18 protein-coding genes are annotated in these 17,081 nt (G+C 61.9%); 9 read left to right on the top strand and 9 right to left on the bottom strand.

The genetic code is table 11. The features are described from left to right. The coding region (locus tag A3764_RS04855; RefSeq protein ID WP_150122070.1) for an AMP-binding protein at positions 1-665 on the bottom strand (665 nt) is incomplete at its 3' end. 31 nt (positions 666-696) lie between these two features. After that, positions 697-2,019 (bottom strand): malonyl-CoA decarboxylase domain-containing protein, encoded by a 1,323-nt coding sequence (locus A3764_RS04850; RefSeq protein ID WP_067920670.1) that lies wholly within the window; start codon positions 2,017-2,019, stop codon positions 697-699. Between the two features lie 131 nt (positions 2,020-2,150). Here A3764_RS04850 and A3764_RS04845 point away from each other — a divergent pair, with 131 nt between their 5' ends. Then, complete coding sequence (locus A3764_RS04845; protein ID WP_067920668.1) at positions 2,151-2,813, top strand: GntR family transcriptional regulator; 663 nt, start codon at positions 2,151-2,153, stop codon at positions 2,811-2,813. Positions 2,814-2,902: 89 nt separating this feature from the next. Here the strand turns inward: A3764_RS04845 and A3764_RS04840 are convergent, their stop codons facing one another. Beyond that, positions 2,903-3,391 carry a hypothetical protein gene (locus A3764_RS04840; protein ID WP_067920666.1) on the bottom strand — a complete coding sequence of 163 codons (489 nt, stop codon included), beginning with the start codon at positions 3,389-3,391 and terminating at the stop codon, positions 2,903-2,905. A 334-nt stretch (positions 3,392-3,725) separates the two neighbouring features. Here A3764_RS04840 and A3764_RS04835 point away from each other — a divergent pair, with 334 nt between their 5' ends. Next, positions 3,726-4,391, top strand: a complete 666-nt coding sequence (locus A3764_RS04835) for a c-type cytochrome (protein ID WP_082850939.1) — start codon at positions 3,726-3,728, stop codon at positions 4,389-4,391. 44 nt (positions 4,392-4,435) lie between these two features. Here the strand turns inward: A3764_RS04835 and A3764_RS04830 are convergent, their stop codons facing one another. The 6 genes from A3764_RS04830 to A3764_RS04810 all read right to left on the bottom strand — a co-directional run bounded on the left by A3764_RS04830 (position 4,436) and on the right by A3764_RS04810 (position 10,116). Next, positions 4,436-5,395: a 2-hydroxyacid dehydrogenase gene (locus A3764_RS04830; RefSeq protein WP_067920662.1), complete on the bottom strand. Its 960-nt coding sequence runs from the start codon at positions 5,393-5,395 to the stop codon at positions 4,436-4,438. 3 nt (positions 5,396-5,398) lie between these two features. Beyond that, positions 5,399-5,557 carry a hypothetical protein gene (locus tag A3764_RS25635; RefSeq protein ID WP_201722130.1) on the bottom strand — a complete coding sequence of 53 codons (159 nt, stop codon included), beginning with the start codon at positions 5,555-5,557 and terminating at the stop codon, positions 5,399-5,401. A gap of 13 nt (positions 5,558-5,570) precedes the next feature. Further along, on the bottom strand, positions 5,571-6,929 hold the full coding sequence (locus A3764_RS04825) for an amidase (protein WP_082850940.1): 1,359 nt from the start codon (positions 6,927-6,929) through the stop codon (positions 5,571-5,573). Beyond that, the gene (locus A3764_RS04820) at positions 6,919-8,337 is read right to left on the bottom strand and encodes a TRAP transporter large permease (RefSeq protein ID WP_067928126.1); all 1,419 of its coding nucleotides are present in this window, start codon (positions 8,335-8,337) and stop codon (positions 6,919-6,921) included. Before A3764_RS04820 ends, A3764_RS04825 begins: the two co-directional genes overlap by 11 nt. Next, positions 8,334-8,918, bottom strand: a complete 585-nt coding sequence (locus tag A3764_RS04815) for a TRAP transporter small permease subunit (protein ID WP_067928122.1) — start codon at positions 8,916-8,918, stop codon at positions 8,334-8,336. Before A3764_RS04815 ends, A3764_RS04820 begins: the two co-directional genes overlap by 4 nt. A gap of 67 nt (positions 8,919-8,985) precedes the next feature. Beyond that, complete coding sequence (locus A3764_RS04810) at positions 8,986-10,116, bottom strand: TRAP transporter substrate-binding protein (protein WP_067928119.1); 1,131 nt, start codon at positions 10,114-10,116, stop codon at positions 8,986-8,988. Between the two features lie 500 nt (positions 10,117-10,616). Here A3764_RS04810 and A3764_RS04805 point away from each other — a divergent pair, with 500 nt between their 5' ends. From A3764_RS04805 to A3764_RS04775, 7 genes are all read left to right on the top strand, one after another. Beyond that, on the top strand, positions 10,617-11,333 hold the full coding sequence (locus A3764_RS04805; RefSeq protein ID WP_067928116.1) for a FadR/GntR family transcriptional regulator: 717 nt from the start codon (positions 10,617-10,619) through the stop codon (positions 11,331-11,333). Then, on the top strand, positions 11,330-12,337 hold the full coding sequence (locus tag A3764_RS04800) for an ABC transporter ATP-binding protein (RefSeq protein WP_067928111.1): 1,008 nt from the start codon (positions 11,330-11,332) through the stop codon (positions 12,335-12,337). The genes A3764_RS04805 and A3764_RS04800 overlap by 4 nt, the downstream gene beginning before the upstream one ends. Further along, entirely contained in the window at positions 12,334-13,434 is a 1,101-nt protein-coding gene (locus A3764_RS04795) for an ABC transporter ATP-binding protein (RefSeq protein WP_067928106.1), read from the top strand. Before A3764_RS04800 ends, A3764_RS04795 begins: the two co-directional genes overlap by 4 nt. Before the next feature lie 5 nt (positions 13,435-13,439). Further along, positions 13,440-14,951, top strand: coding sequence for an ABC transporter substrate-binding protein (locus A3764_RS04790; RefSeq protein WP_067928102.1), 1,512 nt, complete (start codon positions 13,440-13,442; stop codon positions 14,949-14,951). 73 nt (positions 14,952-15,024) lie between these two features. After that, positions 15,025-15,969, top strand: a complete 945-nt coding sequence (locus A3764_RS04785; protein WP_067928099.1) for an ABC transporter permease — start codon at positions 15,025-15,027, stop codon at positions 15,967-15,969. Beyond that, a complete protein-coding gene (locus A3764_RS04780; protein WP_067928095.1) occupies positions 15,966-16,847 on the top strand; it encodes an ABC transporter permease in 882 nt (293 codons plus the stop codon). The genes A3764_RS04785 and A3764_RS04780 overlap by 4 nt, the downstream gene beginning before the upstream one ends. An 11-nt stretch (positions 16,848-16,858) precedes the next feature. Continuing rightward, positions 16,859-17,081, top strand: a 223-nt coding sequence (locus A3764_RS04775) for a gamma-glutamyltransferase (protein ID WP_201722399.1), incomplete at its 3' end; no start/stop codon positions are given.

Here is a 17,081-nt window from a genome sequence, read left to right as displayed (position 1 = left end):
GCACCCGATGTCAGCGCCATGTTGCAGGCCACGAACAGCCCGTGCGCGTGAAAGATCGGTAGCGCGTGGATCAGCCGGTCCTCGCCGGTGAAGCGCCAGATGTCGTTCAGCGCCTCGGCGTTGGAGGCAAGGTTGCCATGGGTGAGAACGGCGCCCTTCGACCGGCCCGTGGTGCCGGATGTATAGAGAATGGCCGCCGGATCCTCCGCCGTTCGCCCTGCGGCTTCGGCGGATGGCGTGGCTTTCGCGGCGCGGTCGGGCAGGGTGCCTTCGCCCTTCGGCCCCAGTGTTTCCACCGACAGGCTGGCGGAGGCGCGTTGCAGATGGGCTGTTTGCCCCGGGTCGCAGACAAAGAGCCGCGGTTCGGCATCGTTGAGGAAATAATCGACTTCCGGCGCGGTATATGCGGTGTTCAGCGGCAGAAAGACAGCACCCGCCCGAAGGCAGGCCAGATACAAAAGCACCGCTTCGGCGCTCTTTTCGACCTGAACTGCGACACGATCCCCGGGCCGCACGCCCAATTCGCTAAGGACAGAGACGTAACGGTGCACATTGTCGCGGGCTTCGGCAAATGTGATGTCCGGCTGATCGCGCCGCTCGAACAACAGTTTTTCGCCGTGCTCTTCGCAGCGCGCTTCGAACTGGTCGTGAATGGTTGAAAACATTTTCAATCTCGCTTTTTCGACCGGCACCGTTCTAGGCCGGTGTGGTTCTATGCTGTTTCAGGGTGCGGCGCAGGTCCGGGCCGCAGGCCACGGTTCCATCGTTGGCGAATGCTTCGTGCCGCGCTTCGATCCGGTCGTGTTCGTAGAGGTAGTTGATCATCACGCCGTGGGCGCGGGCCAGCGCGCTTTCGGCAAGATCGCCGGGCCAGTTGAGCCTGTGGGCAGAGGCGCCGTTGCCAAGGTGGAACCGCGCCACCGGATCGGCGGGCGCACCCGTCTCATTCTTGGCTTGCGTTATATATTGCGCGGCCCATCCTTTGACCGCGGGTTCGAGCCTGTCGCGCAGTTCAGGGTCGCTTTGCCAATCCGCCTCTTGCAGTTCGGCTGTCAGGCGCTCCGCCTCCGGGTCCGATTGGGCGACCAGCCATGCGGCGAAACCCGGCACCGGCGACAGCGTGGCGAAATTGCGGATATGGGGCAATTCGCCTGAAAGATCGCTGACCACCTGTTTGATCAGGAAGTTGCCGAAGGACACGCCTTTGAGCCCCGGCTGGCAATTGCTGATCGAATAGAACACCGCGGTATCCGGGTGCTCGGCACTTTGTTGGCGTTCGGACAGCAGCGGCCCGATCGCATCGGGGATACCGTGGCAAAGCGCGACCTCGACGAAAATCAGCGGCTCGTCCCCGGTGGCGGGGTGGAAGAACCCGTAGCACCTGCGGTCCGGCGGATCGAGCCTGCGGCGCAGATCGTCCCAATCCCGGATCTCGTGAACGGCTTCGTAGCTCACGAGTTTTTCGAGAATAGCGGCAGGTGAATGCCAGTCGATCTTTCGCATCACGAGGAATCCGCGATTGAACCAGGAGGCAAAGAGATGGCTGAAATCGGCATCCAGCGGTGCGAGGTCGGGTGTTTTGCGGATCAGCCGCAAGAGATCCTGACGCATCCGCACCAGTTGCAGGGTCGCGCCGGGCGCCTGGTTGAGAGCGCGTAGCAGAGACTGGCGCTTTGGCTCCACCGCGTTGAACAGGGCGGCCAGCGCGCTTTGTGTAGGGTCTGCGTCCCACGTTGCGAAGGCGCGGCGCACCTCTGCCGGTTCTGCGCCGTAATCGTGAAGAAGCGACTGGAAGAACTGTAGCTTTTCGTCTTCGGTCAGTTGGGTATAGGCGGCAAGGGCCTGTTCGGCCACGGCGATCTGTGACGCTTCGCCCGTACGGCGCAACAGGTCCGCGCAGCTTTTGCCGATCTGGACGGCCGCCTTTTCCCGGCTGGGTTTGGCGAACCTGTTCTGGCGCATCCGCGACCCGACGCTGTGCAGGAGTTCGTTCAGAAATGCGATGTTCGACTGCGCCATGAGAACCCCCCCGGGATCGATTCCCCGTAGTTATACACATGATATATTCTGTTGTATACAACAGAAACGGCGATGGTATATTTGATAAGGTAATATATGTATGGACACGGTTCTGAAGGGAGTGAGACCCGATGACAGGTGCTTCGAATACCGCGCGTATCCGTGAGGCGTTGGAAAATGCCATCGTGGATGGGCGGTTCTCCCCCGGTACGCGGCTCGATCCTGTCGCGCTGGCGCAGGAGTTCGACTGCTCGCGCACTCCGATCCGGGATGCGCTGCAGCAACTTGAAGCCTCCGGGCTGGTGCGCATCCATTCAAAGCAGGGCACTTTCGTCTCGGAATGGAACGCCGAAGAACTGACCGAGCGGTTTGAGGCCATGGCGGAGATGGAAGCGGTCTGCGCGCGACTGGCCGCGCGACGCATCACGGAAGCCGAGCTTTCGGAACTGCAAAGCCGTCACGATGCCTGCCGCACCCTTGCTGAGCGGGAAATGTTCGATGCCTATTACGCGGAAAATACGGCTTTTCACGCCTGTATCTATCGCGCCACCCACAATGCCTTCCTGACGCAGGAGGCAACGAGGCTGCACGCGATGCTGCAGCCCTACCGGCGGATCCAGTTACAGGTGAGGAACCGCATCAAACGCTCGTTTAATGAGCATCAGGCCATCGTCGATGCCATTCGTTCGGGGGATGACGTACTGGCGGAACGTGCCATGCGGGACCATGTGCTGATCCAAGGCGACCGTTTCCATGACCTCATGGCTGCCGTCCGCTCGAACGCGGCCGGGTAGGGGGCTGAAGTCAAGGGCCACTGCGGTCTGCAGGGCAGGGCAGATAGACGGACCAGAGTTTTTGCTGGTCCGTCAGTTTTCGCTTTGGGTCAGGCCCTGCCGACGCGCAACGCACCGTAGGACCACCCCAGCACCGCGCCGAAGACGATATGGCTGGAGAAGGTGATGGCGTTACGGGCCATGGCGAACCATGGGTATATCGCTGTCATTCCGTAAAAGTTGACTAGGTAAACAACGATCCCGTAAACCACGCCGATGCCGATAAGCGCCCCGGTTCCAAGTGCCATTCGGCTCACGATCAGGACGAAGATCACGGCGAGGATGACCGACAGGACGAAGTGAACGATCTGACCTGTCAGGAAGACACTCATGTTGAATTCCGGCGGCGTGCCCTGTTCGGGCAAGACTTCGGGGCCCAGAACGATGGCGCTGATCATCGCTGGTGGTCCGAGCGGGCTGCCCCCGCCGACGAGAGCGACCAGAACCATCTCCATGACGATGAATACCAGCCCGGCGATCAGGCCGGCGTAGATAGCCGCTTTCCAGCTGATCGTGGGGTGATGATCGGAATGTGTCATTACGCGTCTCCTTTAATGTTTACACGGGTTCGAGACTCGTTGGCGGGCCAATGCGGCGCCAACTCAGTTTCTTGAAAACTGTCGGTTTTGGGGCGCGACGGTCATGCGCGCAACCGGAGCGGTGAAAGGCGCGGTTCCGGTAAGATCCCCGCCACATTCCCTTCGTTGTGACCGGAGATGACATTCCCTCATATGTAGCATTGGAGATTTTTGCTTCATTTACAAATGAATCCGGAAGGATCGCCCTGCGTTATTCCGCCGTGATCGCCGCTCGTGCCCCGCCTGCTAGGCTGCGTGAACCCTTTGCACGACGGCTCCTTGGAGGAACGAATGCATGTTCGCGACGTTCACCCATAGGTGGGAGGAGTTTAGGTTAATGATGAAATTTCTGTTTGGAATGATCACTGCCATCGCCCTTTTGGCTATTGTCGCATGGGGGACGATCCGGACTGGCGGATATAATGTAGCGGCCACGGATCCTCATGCGGATGTGATGAGGTGGGCGCTCAAGACCAATATGGAAAACTCGGTAAAGGGGAACGCCCAATCGGTCGTGGTGCCCGCGGGCTTTTCGAATGGCGATCCCGAAACCGGGTTCTCAAGCTTTGACGCGATGTGCGTGCATTGCCACGGCGGGCCGGGAATTGAGCGCGCCGAATGGGCCAAGGGTCTTTTGCCAAAGCCGCCCTCTCTTTCCGAGGCTGCGGGCAAATGGAATTCTGCCGAAATCTTCTGGATTGTCCGCAACGGGATCAAATTGACCGGCATGCCCGCGATTGGCGATACCCATGCGGACAAAGATATCTGGAAAATCGTCTCCTTCGTCGAGCGGTTGCCCGATATGAAGCCGGAACGTTACGCAGAACTGCGGGAAGAAAAGGCCAAGGAGGGCGGCGGACACCACGGTTCGTCCGGCGGGTCGGATAAAGAGCAAAGCCAAGCCGACGAGGGCAGCGACGGCCATCATGAAAAGGGTTCGAACGCTCACTCGTCCGAATGACCTACCGGTGGGCGGGGCAATGGGCACCTTCGCCCCGCTACTTCCTAGACCGGGTTCGGTGGTTCTTTGCCGCTGAAAAAGCAATCGAGGTTATCGAGCGCTTTGAAGCCCATCGCGTCGCGTGTGCGGACGGTCGCGCTGCCCACATGCGGCATCATCATGATGTTGTCATGCTCCGCGAAACGCGGGTTGCCGCCGGGTTCTGTCTGAAAACAGTCGAGCCCCGCGCCCGCGACATGGCCGGATTTGACGGCGGCGAGCAATGCGTCCTCGTCCACCAGGGACCCCCGCGCGGTATTCACGATCACGCAGCCCTTGGGCAATTTGGCCAGCCGCGACTCGTTCATCAGGCCGGTGGTTTCCGGGGTGGCCGGACAGTGGAGCGACAGGAAATCCGAAACTTCGAGCAGGCTGTCCAGATCGGCGTGGAAGGTGGCGCCGCATTCCTCCTCCGCGGGGAGCTGCCGCCGGTTGTGATAGTGGATATCCATGTCGAAGCCCCGCGCCTTCCGCGCGAAGGCCTGACCGACACCGCCCATCCCGACGATACCCAGTCGCGCGCCGGACACCTGTTTGCCGACCAGAAGCGCGGGCGACCACGACTGCCAGTCGCCGCTGCGCACCATCCGGTCCCCCGCGATGGCGTGGCGGGCGGCACCCAGCATCAGCATCATGGCCAGTTCGGCGGTCGCATCGGATAAAACGCCCGGCGTGTTGGTGACGGTGATGCCCTTGTCCCTGAGGGCGGGCAGGTCGCAGTGATCGACCCCCACGGAATGATTGGCGATGATCCTGAGCCGCGGGTCCAGTTGCGCGGCAACCTCGGCAGAGAAATGCTCAGAATGGCACGGGATCATGCCATCGACCTTCGCGCTCATGGCGATGATGTCCTCGGCGCTGCCGGGTCTGTCGGCGGCATCCCAGATCACCTCGTAATCCCGCCGGGCCCGATCGAGCGTCGCGTCCGAAAGGGTCCGGGTTATCCAGATGACTGGCTTTCCCATGGGCTATTTTCGCTTGCCGCTGGAGGTAAAGAAATCGAAGGCCACGAAGCCTAGCGTGATGGCGATGACGATGACCAGATCGATGCTGGGCACCTCGACCGCGAGGATCAGCAGGAAAATCGTGATCGCGATAAAGGCAATCAGTGCGAGTATGCGGTTCATATCCTATTCCTCATTACGATGCCTGATCGGCCCAGTTGAACAGCCACTGTGCGCTGCGCAGCAGACGGCCGTCGTTGCCATGTTCACCGACCAGTTGGACGCCGATGGGCAGCCCTTCGCGAGATGTCAAAAGCGGCAGGCTGATGCAGGGGTTGCCGCAGAACGTCCATAGCCCATTGAAGATCGGATCCCCCGTCGTGTCGAGCCCCTTGGGGGCCGGCCCGGTCGCGGAGGGGCAGAGGATCACGTCGCAGCGGGTCAGCAGCTCTTCGAGCGCGGCGGTCAGAACTTTTGGCAGGTCCTTGGCGGATTGATAATCGCGGGCCAGTACCTTGTTGCCCTCTTCGATCGCCTTGCGCACCTCGGGGCCGAGGTCTTCGGGTGCATCACGCCAATAGGGGTAATAGTGATAGGCCATTTCCGCAAAGTTGATCAGGCGGCGCTGATCGGCGGCGGTATCGAAGACCGGGGGCAGCGGCAGTTCAAAGGCCTGATCTCCGAGGGCCGCGACCAGTTCATCGAAAGCCTCGTGAATCTGCGGATCGGCCTTTTCCCAGCCCGGCGGGCGCACGAAGCCGAACACCGGCGCGATGGGCGGCGTCGACATGGCTTGCTGATGCAGCGCGGGGGCCGGGGCAAGGCGGGTAGCGGAATCTTCGGGGTCGTGGCCGAAAAGCACTTCGGCAAGCAGCGCGCTGCCCGAGGGATCGGCGGCGAATACCCCCACCGTGTCGAGCGAGGGCGACTGGGTCAGGACACCTCGGCGCGGGATCGCGCCGAAGGTCGGCTTGAACCCGGTCACGCCGCAATAGGACGCGGGGCGGATGACGGAACCGCCGGTTTGGGTGCCGATGGCAAGGGGTACCATCCCGGCGGCCACGGCAGCCGCCGACCCCTGCGAGGAGCCGCCCGGCGTATGCGCGGTGTTATGGGGGTTCGCCGTCTTTCCCGGGTCCATGAAGGCAAGTTCGGTCGTGACCGTCTTGCCCATGATGATTGCGCCTTCCCTCTTGAGCCTTTCGACGATGAAAGCGTCCCGCAGGGGCACGCGGCCCTTGTCACGGGCGGTGCCGTTTTCTGTCGGGATGCGCTGGGTGTCGATCACATCCTTCAGGCCGACGGGCAGCCCGTGCAAGCGCCCCAGCGGTCTGCCAGCCCGGCGGTACGTGTCGAGCGTACGGGCCTGAGCCCGGGCGAAGTCCGGATCGAACCAGGCCCAGGCGCCAACCTCTTCCTCGCGCTCCTCGATCCGCGCGATGCAGCTTTCCACGAGGGTCAGTGCATCGAGTGCGCCGCTGGCCAACCGGTCGCGCAGCTCGGACACGCTGACAGGCGTCATCGCGCCCTTCGGCATGCGGGTCTCAGCGCCCATAGAAGAGCTCAGGAAGGTAGAAGACGATGGACGGGAAGATGTACATCAGAACCATCGACACGATCACGCAGAACAGGAACGGCATGACCCCTGCGAAAATCTGCGTCAGGCGCAGTTCGGGTGGCGCGATCCCCTTCAGGTAATAGGCCGACATGGCCATGGGTGGCGTCAGGAAGCTCGTTTGCAGGTTGAGCGCAACGAGGATGCCGAAGAACAACGGGTCGATTTCGAAGACCGCGAGCAGCGGCAGGAAGATCGGCACGAAGATGATGATGATCTCGGACCATTCCAGCGGCCAGCCGAGCAGGAAGATGATCAGCTGCGCAAGGATCAGGAACATCAGCGGCGACAGGTTCAGCGACTGTACGAAGTCGGAGATGATGTGCTCTCCGCCAAGGTAGGAAAAGACAGCCGAGAACGTGTAGGAGCCGACGAAGAGCCAGCACACCATCGCCGTGGTGCGGACGGTCAGATAGACGCTTTCGCGCATCCGCTGCCATGTCATCGCGCGGTAGATGAAGGCAAGGAAGATGCCCCCCAGCGCGCCGATTGACGCAGCCTCCGTCGGCGTGGCGAGGCCAAAGAGGATCGAGCCCAGAACCGCGAAGATGAGAAACGCAAGCGGCAGGAACGACGTCGCGATCATGAGGAGCAGTTTGCCCATCGGCACGTCCGGCACCTCGTCCGCCGTCGGCCGCGGGGCCGAGGACGGCTGCAGGATCGACCGGCCCATGATGTAGACAAGGTAGAGGCCCACCAGCGTCAGCCCGGGCAGCAGCGCCGCCGCATAAAGCCGCACGATAGAGACGTTCGTCGCCGCCGCATAGACGATCAGCATGATCGACGGCGGGATCAGGATCCCCAACGTACCACCGGCGCAGATGATACCTGCCGCGAAGGAAGGATCATAGCGCGCCTTGAGCATGGCGGGCAGGGCGAGCAGACCCATCAACGTAACCACGGCACCCACGATGCCTGTGGCGGTCGCGAAGAGCGCGCAGGTAATCAGCGCGGCCACGCCCATGGATCCGGGAATGTTCTTGGAGGCGACATTGAGGGTCGAAAACAGCCGGTCAACGATGTTCGCCCGTTCGACGATGTAGCCCATGAACAGAAAGAGCGGCACGGCGGTCAGCACTTCGTTCGACATCACGGTGAACGTCTGGTTCACGAATAGGTCGAATATTCGGTTACTGAAGAAGCCCTCCAACCATGTGGACCATTGTTCCCATTGTCCGGCGGTTTCATCCAGACGGTCAAAGCTGCGCCACATGCGCCGCGCGTCGAAATAGGCGTAATAGCCAAAGCCGATGCCCATCGCCATGAGCGTGAAGGCGATCGGAAAGCCCAGAAAGACGAAGACGATGAACAAGCCGAGCATCATCAGGGCAATAAGCGGGTCGGTCATGTGATATGGTCTTTCTCGGCCTGGTTGGCTTCACGCATCATGAGGTCTTCGGTTTCGAACACGTCTTCCTCAGCTTCGAGCCAGTAATTGGAACGTATTGCGATGATGCAGCGACAAACCTGTGCCATGCCTTGGATGAAGAGCAATATGCCGGCTGCGACGATCACCGTCTTGAACTGGTAGATGGGAACGCCCGCCGGGCTGTTGACGGATACTTCGCCGTACTGCCAGGAGCGCGCGGCGTACTTCCATCCCGCGAAGATCATCGCGGTGACGCCGGGAAAGAAGAAGATGACGTAGAGGACAAGATCGATCATGCCCTGTGTCCGCGGCTTTAACAGACGATAGAGAAAGTCTCCGCGCACATGCCCGCCCCGCGACAGGGTATAGGCCCCGCCCATCATGAACAGGGTCCCGTACATGATGAAGGACACGTCCAGCGCCCAGGCTGTGGGGTTGTTCATCACGTAGCGGACGAACACTTCGTACCCTGTGCCGATCGACATGAGCAGGATGAGCCATGCGAAGGCTTTCCCGAACCACGCGGAGAGGGTGTCGGCGAACCGAATGAAAGAAATCATGATGCCTCTGTATCTCGCAGATACTCCGGCGCGTTACGGCGCCGGAGTTCAGACTTCATTGGCGTGATCAGAGCGTGATCTTGCCCGGGAAATAGTGCTCGTAGGCGAGACCGTAGTCAGGCGCGTTCATCAGCTCATAATAGGACACGCGGCTGACCCAGTCACGCTGGCTGTCGAGTGTCTTTTTCATGAAGGGATCGCTTTCCAGTTCCGGGATCAGTTCGTCCCAGGCCTTGAGCTGCGCATCGAGGATTTCCTTCGAGGTGCGCCGCACGGTGACACCCGCCTCGTTCTGCAGGAACTGAAGGTCCGCGGAATAGCGGTCCATCGCCTTGGCGGTGTTGGCCGTCGAAACCGCTTCCACCCCGTACTTCAGGATTGCCTGAAGATCGGGATCGAGGTCTTCGAGGAAGGTGCGGGAGAACAGGAATTCGAAGCTCTCCGACGCCTGGTGATAGGACGACAGATAGTAGTTCTTCGCCACGTCCTGCGCACCGAAATCCTTGTCCGACGAGGGGTTGTTGAACTCGAAGGCGTCGATCACGCCGCGTTCCATCGCGGGCACGATTTCACCGCCGGGCAACTGAGCCACCGACATGCCGAGCTTCGCCATCAGGTCCGCCGCGAGGCCCACGGTACGGTACTTGAAGCCCTGCAGGTCTTCGACGCTGTTCACTTCCTGCTTGAACCAGCCGAAGGGCTGGGCAAACATCGGGAAACCCATGTAGCCGACAACGTCGAGGCCCATGATGTCCTGTGTCAGCTCGTTATAGAGCTCCTGACCGCCACCCTGATAGAACCACGACAGCATCGTCGTCGCCGAGCCGCCGAAAACCGGGCCCGTGCCGAACAGGGACGCCGCCTTGTTCTTGCCGTACCAATAGACAGGCACCGAATGCGCCGCGTCGATCAGGCCGTCGTTCACGGCGTCAAGCACCTGGAACGCCGCCACGACGGCGCCCGCGGGCAGCACATCGACCTTGAGACGGCCGCCGGACATTTCCTCCACACGGGTCGCGTAGTCACGGGCAAAGTCCTGCCAGATGTTCGCATCGTTCCACGATGTCTGCATCTTGATGACAATCGGCGCCTGAGCAAGCACTGCGGGTGCAGCGAGCATGCTGCCCGCGGCAGCCCCGCCGCCTAGCGCGGATTTTGCCAGGAACGAGCGGCGATTAAATTTTGTAGAATTGGTCATATTTCCCCTCCGAAGCGATCGTCAAACAGACTCCCTGTACGTGCTGCGTTGGCTGCACGCGATAAGACGACGTAAGGTCAAACAGTATCCAAATGCATCCGGTTTGCAAGGCGTCTTCTCGGCCCCGACGGCGGCTGAGGCCGGGAATGGGGTGAGAGGCGCGTCAGAGGGGGCACCTTTTCAGGACGGCTCAACCGCAAAACTCACCCGTGTCGTCACGATATAAATACCCAAGTTTCCGCTAGGTCAAAAATGCCGTGCATTTAGGGGGAAACTGCGGTTTCGGCGGCGGTATGTAAAAATTTATTTGGCGCTGGCCTTCCACTGCCCTGCAGCGCCGAAATGTCGCAGCCGAAGGCGAAGTTCCAAATTTCCGGGCTTGGGGGCCGCTCAGCTGAATCAGCGTCCGGATGACAAAGTTTCCGGGAAAAGTGTTGACAGGTCGACCCGAACCAAATGATGATTGGTTCACACCAATCGAGAAATGTTTTGGATCGCAAATGCAACCAGACGGCGACCGGAAGGAAAGCGACCTGTCGGAAAACCTGCGTGTCCTGCAGGAAATTCGCCAGATCGTGACCAATGATCTCGTTCCGTCCGACGGGCGCTTGCCGACGGAGCGGAACCTTGCTGCAGCGTTCGGGGCCGGGCGGCGGTCCGTTCGGCGGGCGCTCGATCAATTGGAGGCCGAAGGTCTCGTCTGGCGGAAGCAGGGCAAGGGCACCTTTGTCGGCCAGCCGCCCGATCCCACGGAAGAACTGGCCGCACGGATCGCGTCCGAGGTCGATCCCCTGACCGCGATGGAGGCGCGTCTGTGCATCGAACCGGCATTGGCCGATCTATGCGCGCGCCGCGCCACGGCGGACGATGTGGCAAAGCTGCGGCGTCTGGCGGACCGGACGATCGACGCCGGCGGTGCGGAGGCGGCAGAGCTGTGGGACGGTGCATTGCACCGGGCAATTGCGCGGATCGCAGGAAACCGCCTGATGCTGACCGCTTTCACCCTGATCGACGAGGTGCGCATGGGCGAGGAGTGGCAGCGCAAGCGGCACCGTGCCCGCACACCCGAGACACGCGAGATGTATAACGATCAGCATGGGCGGATCATCGACGCCATCGACGCGCGCGACGGCCCGGCGGCGGCCAAGGCGATGCGGGAGCATCTCGAAACACTTTTCCTCAACCTGAGAAGTTCGCTCCGTCAGGAGGAGAAATGACCGGCAACGCGCCTCTTCTCGAGGTCAAGGGCCTCTCGGTCGGTGTGGCAGGGGTGGCGCGGCCGCTGGTCGATAATGTCAGCTTCACCCTCGAAGCGGGGGAGACGCTTTGCATCGTGGGGGAATCCGGCTGCGGCAAAAGCCTGACGGCGCTGGCGCTGATGGGGCTTCTGGAAGGCACACCGCTGAAGATTTCGGGCGGCAGTGCAATGTTCCAGCAGACCGACCTGCTTTCGGTATCGCAAAAGGCGCTGCGCGACCTGCGCGGCGACCGGATCGCGATGATTTTTCAGGAGCCGATGACCTCTCTCAATCCCGCGCTTCGGATCGGGGATCAGATTGCAGAGGCCGTTTGCGAACATCGCGACGTATCGCGCGAGGAGGGCAGGGCGCGCGCGCTGGAGATGCTGGAGCGCGTGCGTATTCCCGCGGCGGAAAGCCGGCTCGATGATTATCCGCATCAGCTTTCGGGGGGTATGCGGCAACGGGTGATGATCGCGATGGCGCTGGCAAACGATCCGGCGCTGTTGATCGCGGATGAGCCGACAACCGCGCTCGATGTCACGATACAGGCGCAGATCCTTGACCTGATGCGCAACCTCGGGCGCGAAACGGGAACCGCGCAGATCATGATCACGCATGATCTGGGGGTGGTCGCCGAAATGGCCGACAAGGTCGCGGTGATGTATGCGGGTCGCATTGTCGAAGCGGGTAGCACGGCACAGGTATTCGATGATCCGCAGCATCCCTATACCATCGGGCTGATGTGCTCCATGCCGTCACTCGCTGGCAAGGGTGAGCGACTGGTGACCATCCCCGGGGCGGTGCCAAGCCCGCAGGACATGCCCGCGGGCTGCAGGTTCGCCCCGCGCTGTCCCTTCGCGGACAGCACCTGCAACATGCCGCCGCCGCTGGTGGAGCTGAAATCCGGCCACCGGGTCGCCTGCTGGCATGCGCCCATCGAACTTGCCGTGCCCGCCCCCGAAGAGGAGGAGCCGGCATGACCACGCCCATCCTTGAGGCCCGCGGCCTGTCGCGCCGTTTCATCGCCAGCAAGCCGCTTTTCGGTGCGCCGAAGGTGGTGCAGGCGGTCAATGGCGTGGATCTTGCGATTGCCGAGGGCGAAACCTTCGCCATCGTGGGGGAATCGGGGTGCGGCAAGTCTACCCTCGCGCGGCTACTGTCGCATCTCATCACCGCCTCCGAAGGATCGGTGGTATATCAGGGGCGCGATATTTCCGCATTGTCGGGGGCAGAGTTGCGGGACCTGCGGCGCGAGATGCAGTTCATCTTTCAGGATCCGTTTTCGTCGCTGAACCCGCGCATGACGGTCGGTGCGCTGATCCGCGAACCCCTGCGCATCCACAATATCGGAACCAGAGCCGAACAGCGCGCCAAGGTGGCCGATCTGCTGCGCAAGGTGGGGCTGCGGCCGGAACATGCGGATCGTTATCCGCACGAATTTTCCGGCGGTCAGCGCCAGCGCATCGGCATTGCCCGCGCACTTGCGACAGAACCGCGGGTAGTGATCGGGGATGAACCCGTCTCGGCGCTCGATGTCTCGATTCAGGCGCAGGTGGTCAACATTCTGGAAGACCTGAAGGATGAATTTGGCCTGACGCTGATCATTATTGCCCATGACCTCGCGGTGATCCGGCATATCGCGGACCGAGTGGCCGTGATGTATCTGGGCGAAATCGTCGAGCTTGGCGATGCGGCAGAGGTTTTCGCCGCGCCCGCGCATCCCTATTCCGAAGCGTTGCTGTCTGCGATTCCGCTGCCCACGACCGGCGCGCGTAAGGTGCGCACCAAGATCGAGGGCGACCCCCCGAACCCGATTTCACCCCCGCCGGGATGCCGGTTCCATCCGCGCTGCCCCTATGCCGAGGATCGCTGCCGGACCGAAAGGCCGGTGCTGCGCGACTGCGGCGCAGAGCGACAGGTGGCCTGCCACTTTGCCGAAAGCCTGACGCTGGAAGGGATCACCGCCGAAGAACAGACCCGGCCCGCGGCCGTCGCCGATCGTTTCGAACGATACAGCGCCGCCTTGGCGGCGCGGTCGGCTCACCCGAAAACCACGACCCTGCAAACAGAGGAGTAAATGGAATGCATATGTTGAAAACACTGGGGCTTGCGGCACTGCTTGCCACCACGAGCAGCCTGGCCCAGGCCCAGGACCTGAAAATCGGCCTGCAAGAAGACCCCGATGTGCTGGACCCCGATCAATCCAGAACCTTCGTTGGCCGCATCGTCTATGCGTCGCTCTGTGACAAGCTGGTAGACATCACGCCGGAGCTAGAGATCATCCCGATGCTGGCCCGGGAATGGGAATGGAATGCCGACGGCACCGAGCTGACCATGAAGCTGCAGGAAGGCGTCACCTTCCACGACGGAGAGCCGTTCAACGCCGAAGCCGTGGCCGCCAACATCGACCGGTCGCAGAACTTCGAACTGAGCCGCCGCAAGTCCGAAGTGCAGTCCATCACCGGGACCGAAGTGATTGACGAGCACACGATCAAATTCACGCTCTCGGCGCCCGATGCCACGCTGCTGGCACAATTCGCCGACCGTGCCGGGATGATGGTATCGCCCAAGGCCGCCGGTGAAGCAGGTGAATCCTTTGGTCTGAACCCCGTCTGCGCGGGCCCCTTCAAGTTCAAGGAACGCATCCAGCAGGACCGCATCGTGCTGGAGAAGTTCGACGATTATTATCGCGCGGATGAGATCAACTTCGATACCGTCACCTTCCTGCCGATCCCGGATACGACCGTGCGGCTTGCCAATCTTCGGGCAGGCGATCTGGACATGCTGGAACGGCTTGCGGCGACAGATCTGTCTTCGGCCGAGGCTGACGACGGTATCAAGGTCGAAAAGGCAACCTCCCTTGGCTATCAAGGCATCACGATCAACGTGGCGAATGGGGCTGGTGCCGAAAACCCGCTGGGCCAGAATGCAGCGGTCCGCAAGGCCCTGTCCCTGGCAATCGATCGCAACGCGCTGAACCAGGTCGTCTTTGAGGGCGCCTTTGCGACCGGCAATCAACCGTTTTCGCCCACCTCGCCGTGGTACAACCCGGATTTCACGGTGCCCGAGCGTGATGTGGAAGCTGCCAAGGCGCTGCTGGCCGAGGCGGGCTTTCCCGATGGCGTAACGGTGGAAATTCAGGTCGCCAACAACCCGGTGCAGACGCAGGTCATGCAGGTGATCCAGTCCATGGCGAGCGAGGCGGGCATCAAGATCGAACTTGCGGCCAAGGAATTCGCCACGCTTCTGGCTGACCAGTCGGCGGGCGATTACACCGCCAGCCAGGTCGGCTGGTCGGGCCGGGTCGATCCCGATGGCAACATCCACCAGTTCATGACGACGGAAGGCGGCATCAACGACTCCAAGTACTCCGATCCGGAGATGGACCGTTTGCTCGACGAAGCGCGCCTTTCCACCGATCCGGCGGTGCGCAAGGAAAGCTATAGCGCTGCGATTGCCAAACAGCAGGAAGACATGCCCATCGTCTATCTCTACCACCCGGTTTGGATCTGGGCGCTGGACAAGGACATCAAGGGGTTCGAGCCCTATCCCGACGGCATGATCCGGCTGCACGGCGTGTCCATCGAAGAATAAGGCTCGTCTGAAGATCGCCGCTCCGGGAAACCGGGGCGGCACCACGTAGCCGGTGCAATCCAGGGATTCCGCAATGCTGACTTTTCTCGGACGCAGGATATTGACCGCGATCCCGACGATCATCCTGATCTCGATCTTCGTGTTCTCCCTCCAGCATCTGCTGCCGGGTGATCCGATCCTCGTCATGGCGGGGGAAGAGCGCGACCCGGAGGTGATCGCCGCGCTGCGCGAGAAGTACCGGTTCAACGATCCCGTTCCGATGCAGTATCTGGCCTGGGCGGGCAATGCGCTTCAGGGCGATCTGGGCATTTCGCTGCGGACCCAGCAGCCGGTGCTGGAACTGATCGGGGAAAAGCTGCCCGTCACGATCCAGCTTGCGGTCATGGCCCTGATCATCGCCATTCTCATCGGAATTCCCGCGGGGGTCCTGTCGGCCTACAAAAAGGGCACCTGGATCGACTGGGTCGCCAATATCACCGCGCTTTCGGGGCTGTCGGTGCCGAACTTCTGGCTGGGTATCATGCTGATCCTGCTGGTTTCGGTGAAACTGGGCTGGTTACCCGCGTCGGGCTACGTGCCGCTGACCGAAGACCCGCTGCAATCCATCCGTGTCATGATCATGCCCGCCTTCGTGCTGGGCACCGCCATCGCGGCGACGCTGATGCGTCACACGCGCTCCGCCATGCTGAGCGTTCTGAAATCCGACTATGTGCGGACCGCCCGCGCGAAAGGGCTGCAGGAACGGGTGGTGCTGGTCAAACACGCGCTGCGCAATGCGCTGGTGCCCGTTGTGACCGTGATCACCCTCCTGTTCGGAGAGCTTTTGGCCGGTGCCGTCCTGACGGAGCAGATCTTCACCATCCCGGGCTTTGGCAAGCTGGTGGTCGATGCGGTCTTCAACCGTGACTATGCGGTGGTGCAGGGCATCGTGTTGTGCACCGGTATCGCCTTTATCTTCATGAATATTCTGGCCGATGCGGCCTATCGCATCCTGAACCCGAGGATGTCCCAGCAATGACCGCCGTCGTCGATCCGCAGGTGGCGGCCGACCCGCTGCCGCCCCGCCGCCGCAACCGCGCGTGGGAAAAGTTTCGCCGCAGTCCATCGGCCCTGCTGGGCGGGGTGATCGTCCTGTTCTTCCTGATCGTCGCGTTGCTGGCCCCCGTCCTTCCGGTACCCGGCCCCGCCGAGACCGATTGGGGTGCGGTCCGCAAGGCCCCCACCTGGGCGCATCCTTTCGGCACCGACGAAATCGGGCGCGATGTTCTGAGCCGGATGATCTGGGGGGCGCAGGCGTCCCTTCTGGCGGGGGTGGTTTCCGTCTTGATCGCCGTCTTTCTGGGCATGCCGCTCGGCATGTTGGCGGGCTATATGCGCGGCTGGACCGATGCCGTCATCTCACGCTTTACCGAGGCGCTGCTGGCGGCGCCCTTCCTGATCCTCGCCATCGCGCTCGCGGCCTTTCTGGGCCCGTCGCTGACCAATGCGATGATCGCCATCGGCCTATCGGCGATGCCGGTCTTCATCCGGCTGGCGCGCGCGCAGACGCTGATCGTGATGACCGAAGATTACGTGGAAAGCGCCCGCGCCGTTGGGATCGGACATGTGGGCATGATCGGGCGCTACATCCTGCCCAACATCGTGCCGCCGATCATCGTGCAGTCGACGCTGACAATCGCCACCGCGGTCATTGCCGAAGCATCGCTGTCCTTTCTGGGGCTGGGTCAACAACCCCCCGCACCCAGCTGGGGTGCGATGCTGAACACTGCCAAGAACTTTCTGGACCAGGCACCATGGATGGCGCTCTATCCGGGGGTTGCGATCTTCCTCGTGGTGCTTGGTTTCAACCTGCTGGGCGACGGGCTGCGCGACGCGCTTGACCCGCGCGATCATTGAGGACGGGCGGCATGGGCTTTACCACCAGACCGGAGATCAAGGGCACCTTCGGGGTTGCCACGTCGACGCATTGGATCGCTTCCGCCGTCGGCATGAAAATCCTCGAAGCGGGGGGGTCGGCCGCGGATGCCGCCGCCGCGATGGGATTCACGCTTCAGGTGGTGGAGCCGCATCTGAACGGCCCGCTGGGCGACATGCCCGCGCTGGTCCGCACGGCGGGCGAGGACGCGCCCG

Source organism: Sulfitobacter sp. HI0129 (assembly GCF_001635395.1).
Classification (GTDB): Bacteria; Pseudomonadota; Alphaproteobacteria; order Rhodobacterales; family Rhodobacteraceae; genus Sulfitobacter.
Note: the sequence above shows the minus strand (reverse complement) of the source record. Positions and strands in the feature narration are given on the sequence as shown.

What these genes read in the sequence shown, in the direction of transcription:
- A3764_RS04780 (WP_067928095.1), top strand. Translation starts at nt 15,966, where the DNA reads ATGACCGCCGTCGTCGATCCGCAGGTGGCGGCCGACCCGCTGCCGCCC.
- A3764_RS04805 (WP_067928116.1), top strand. Translation starts at nt 10,617, where the DNA reads ATGCAACCAGACGGCGACCGGAAGGAAAGCGACCTGTCGGAAAACCTG.
- A3764_RS25635 (WP_201722130.1), bottom strand. Translation starts at nt 5,557, where the DNA reads ATGAACCGCATACTCGCACTGATTGCCTTTATCGCGATCACGATTTTC.
- A3764_RS04815 (WP_067928122.1), bottom strand. Translation starts at nt 8,918, where the DNA reads ATGATTTCTTTCATTCGGTTCGCCGACACCCTCTCCGCGTGGTTCGGG.
- A3764_RS04790 (WP_067928102.1), top strand. Translation starts at nt 13,440, where the DNA reads ATGCATATGTTGAAAACACTGGGGCTTGCGGCACTGCTTGCCACCACG.
- A3764_RS04840 (WP_067920666.1), bottom strand. Translation starts at nt 3,391, where the DNA reads ATGACACATTCCGATCATCACCCCACGATCAGCTGGAAAGCGGCTATC.
- A3764_RS04810 (WP_067928119.1), bottom strand. Translation starts at nt 10,116, where the DNA reads ATGACCAATTCTACAAAATTTAATCGCCGCTCGTTCCTGGCAAAATCC.
- A3764_RS04825 (WP_082850940.1), bottom strand. Translation starts at nt 6,929, where the DNA reads ATGGGCGCTGAGACCCGCATGCCGAAGGGCGCGATGACGCCTGTCAGC.
- A3764_RS04850 (WP_067920670.1), bottom strand. Translation starts at nt 2,019, where the DNA reads ATGGCGCAGTCGAACATCGCATTTCTGAACGAACTCCTGCACAGCGTC.
- A3764_RS04820 (WP_067928126.1), bottom strand. Translation starts at nt 8,337, where the DNA reads ATGACCGACCCGCTTATTGCCCTGATGATGCTCGGCTTGTTCATCGTC.
- A3764_RS04830 (WP_067920662.1), bottom strand. Translation starts at nt 5,395, where the DNA reads ATGGGAAAGCCAGTCATCTGGATAACCCGGACCCTTTCGGACGCGACG.
- A3764_RS04795 (WP_067928106.1), top strand. Translation starts at nt 12,334, where the DNA reads ATGACCACGCCCATCCTTGAGGCCCGCGGCCTGTCGCGCCGTTTCATC.
- A3764_RS04785 (WP_067928099.1), top strand. Translation starts at nt 15,025, where the DNA reads ATGCTGACTTTTCTCGGACGCAGGATATTGACCGCGATCCCGACGATC.
- A3764_RS04835 (WP_082850939.1), top strand. Translation starts at nt 3,726, where the DNA reads ATGTTCGCGACGTTCACCCATAGGTGGGAGGAGTTTAGGTTAATGATG.
- A3764_RS04845 (WP_067920668.1), top strand. Translation starts at nt 2,151, where the DNA reads ATGACAGGTGCTTCGAATACCGCGCGTATCCGTGAGGCGTTGGAAAAT.
- A3764_RS04800 (WP_067928111.1), top strand. Translation starts at nt 11,330, where the DNA reads ATGACCGGCAACGCGCCTCTTCTCGAGGTCAAGGGCCTCTCGGTCGGT.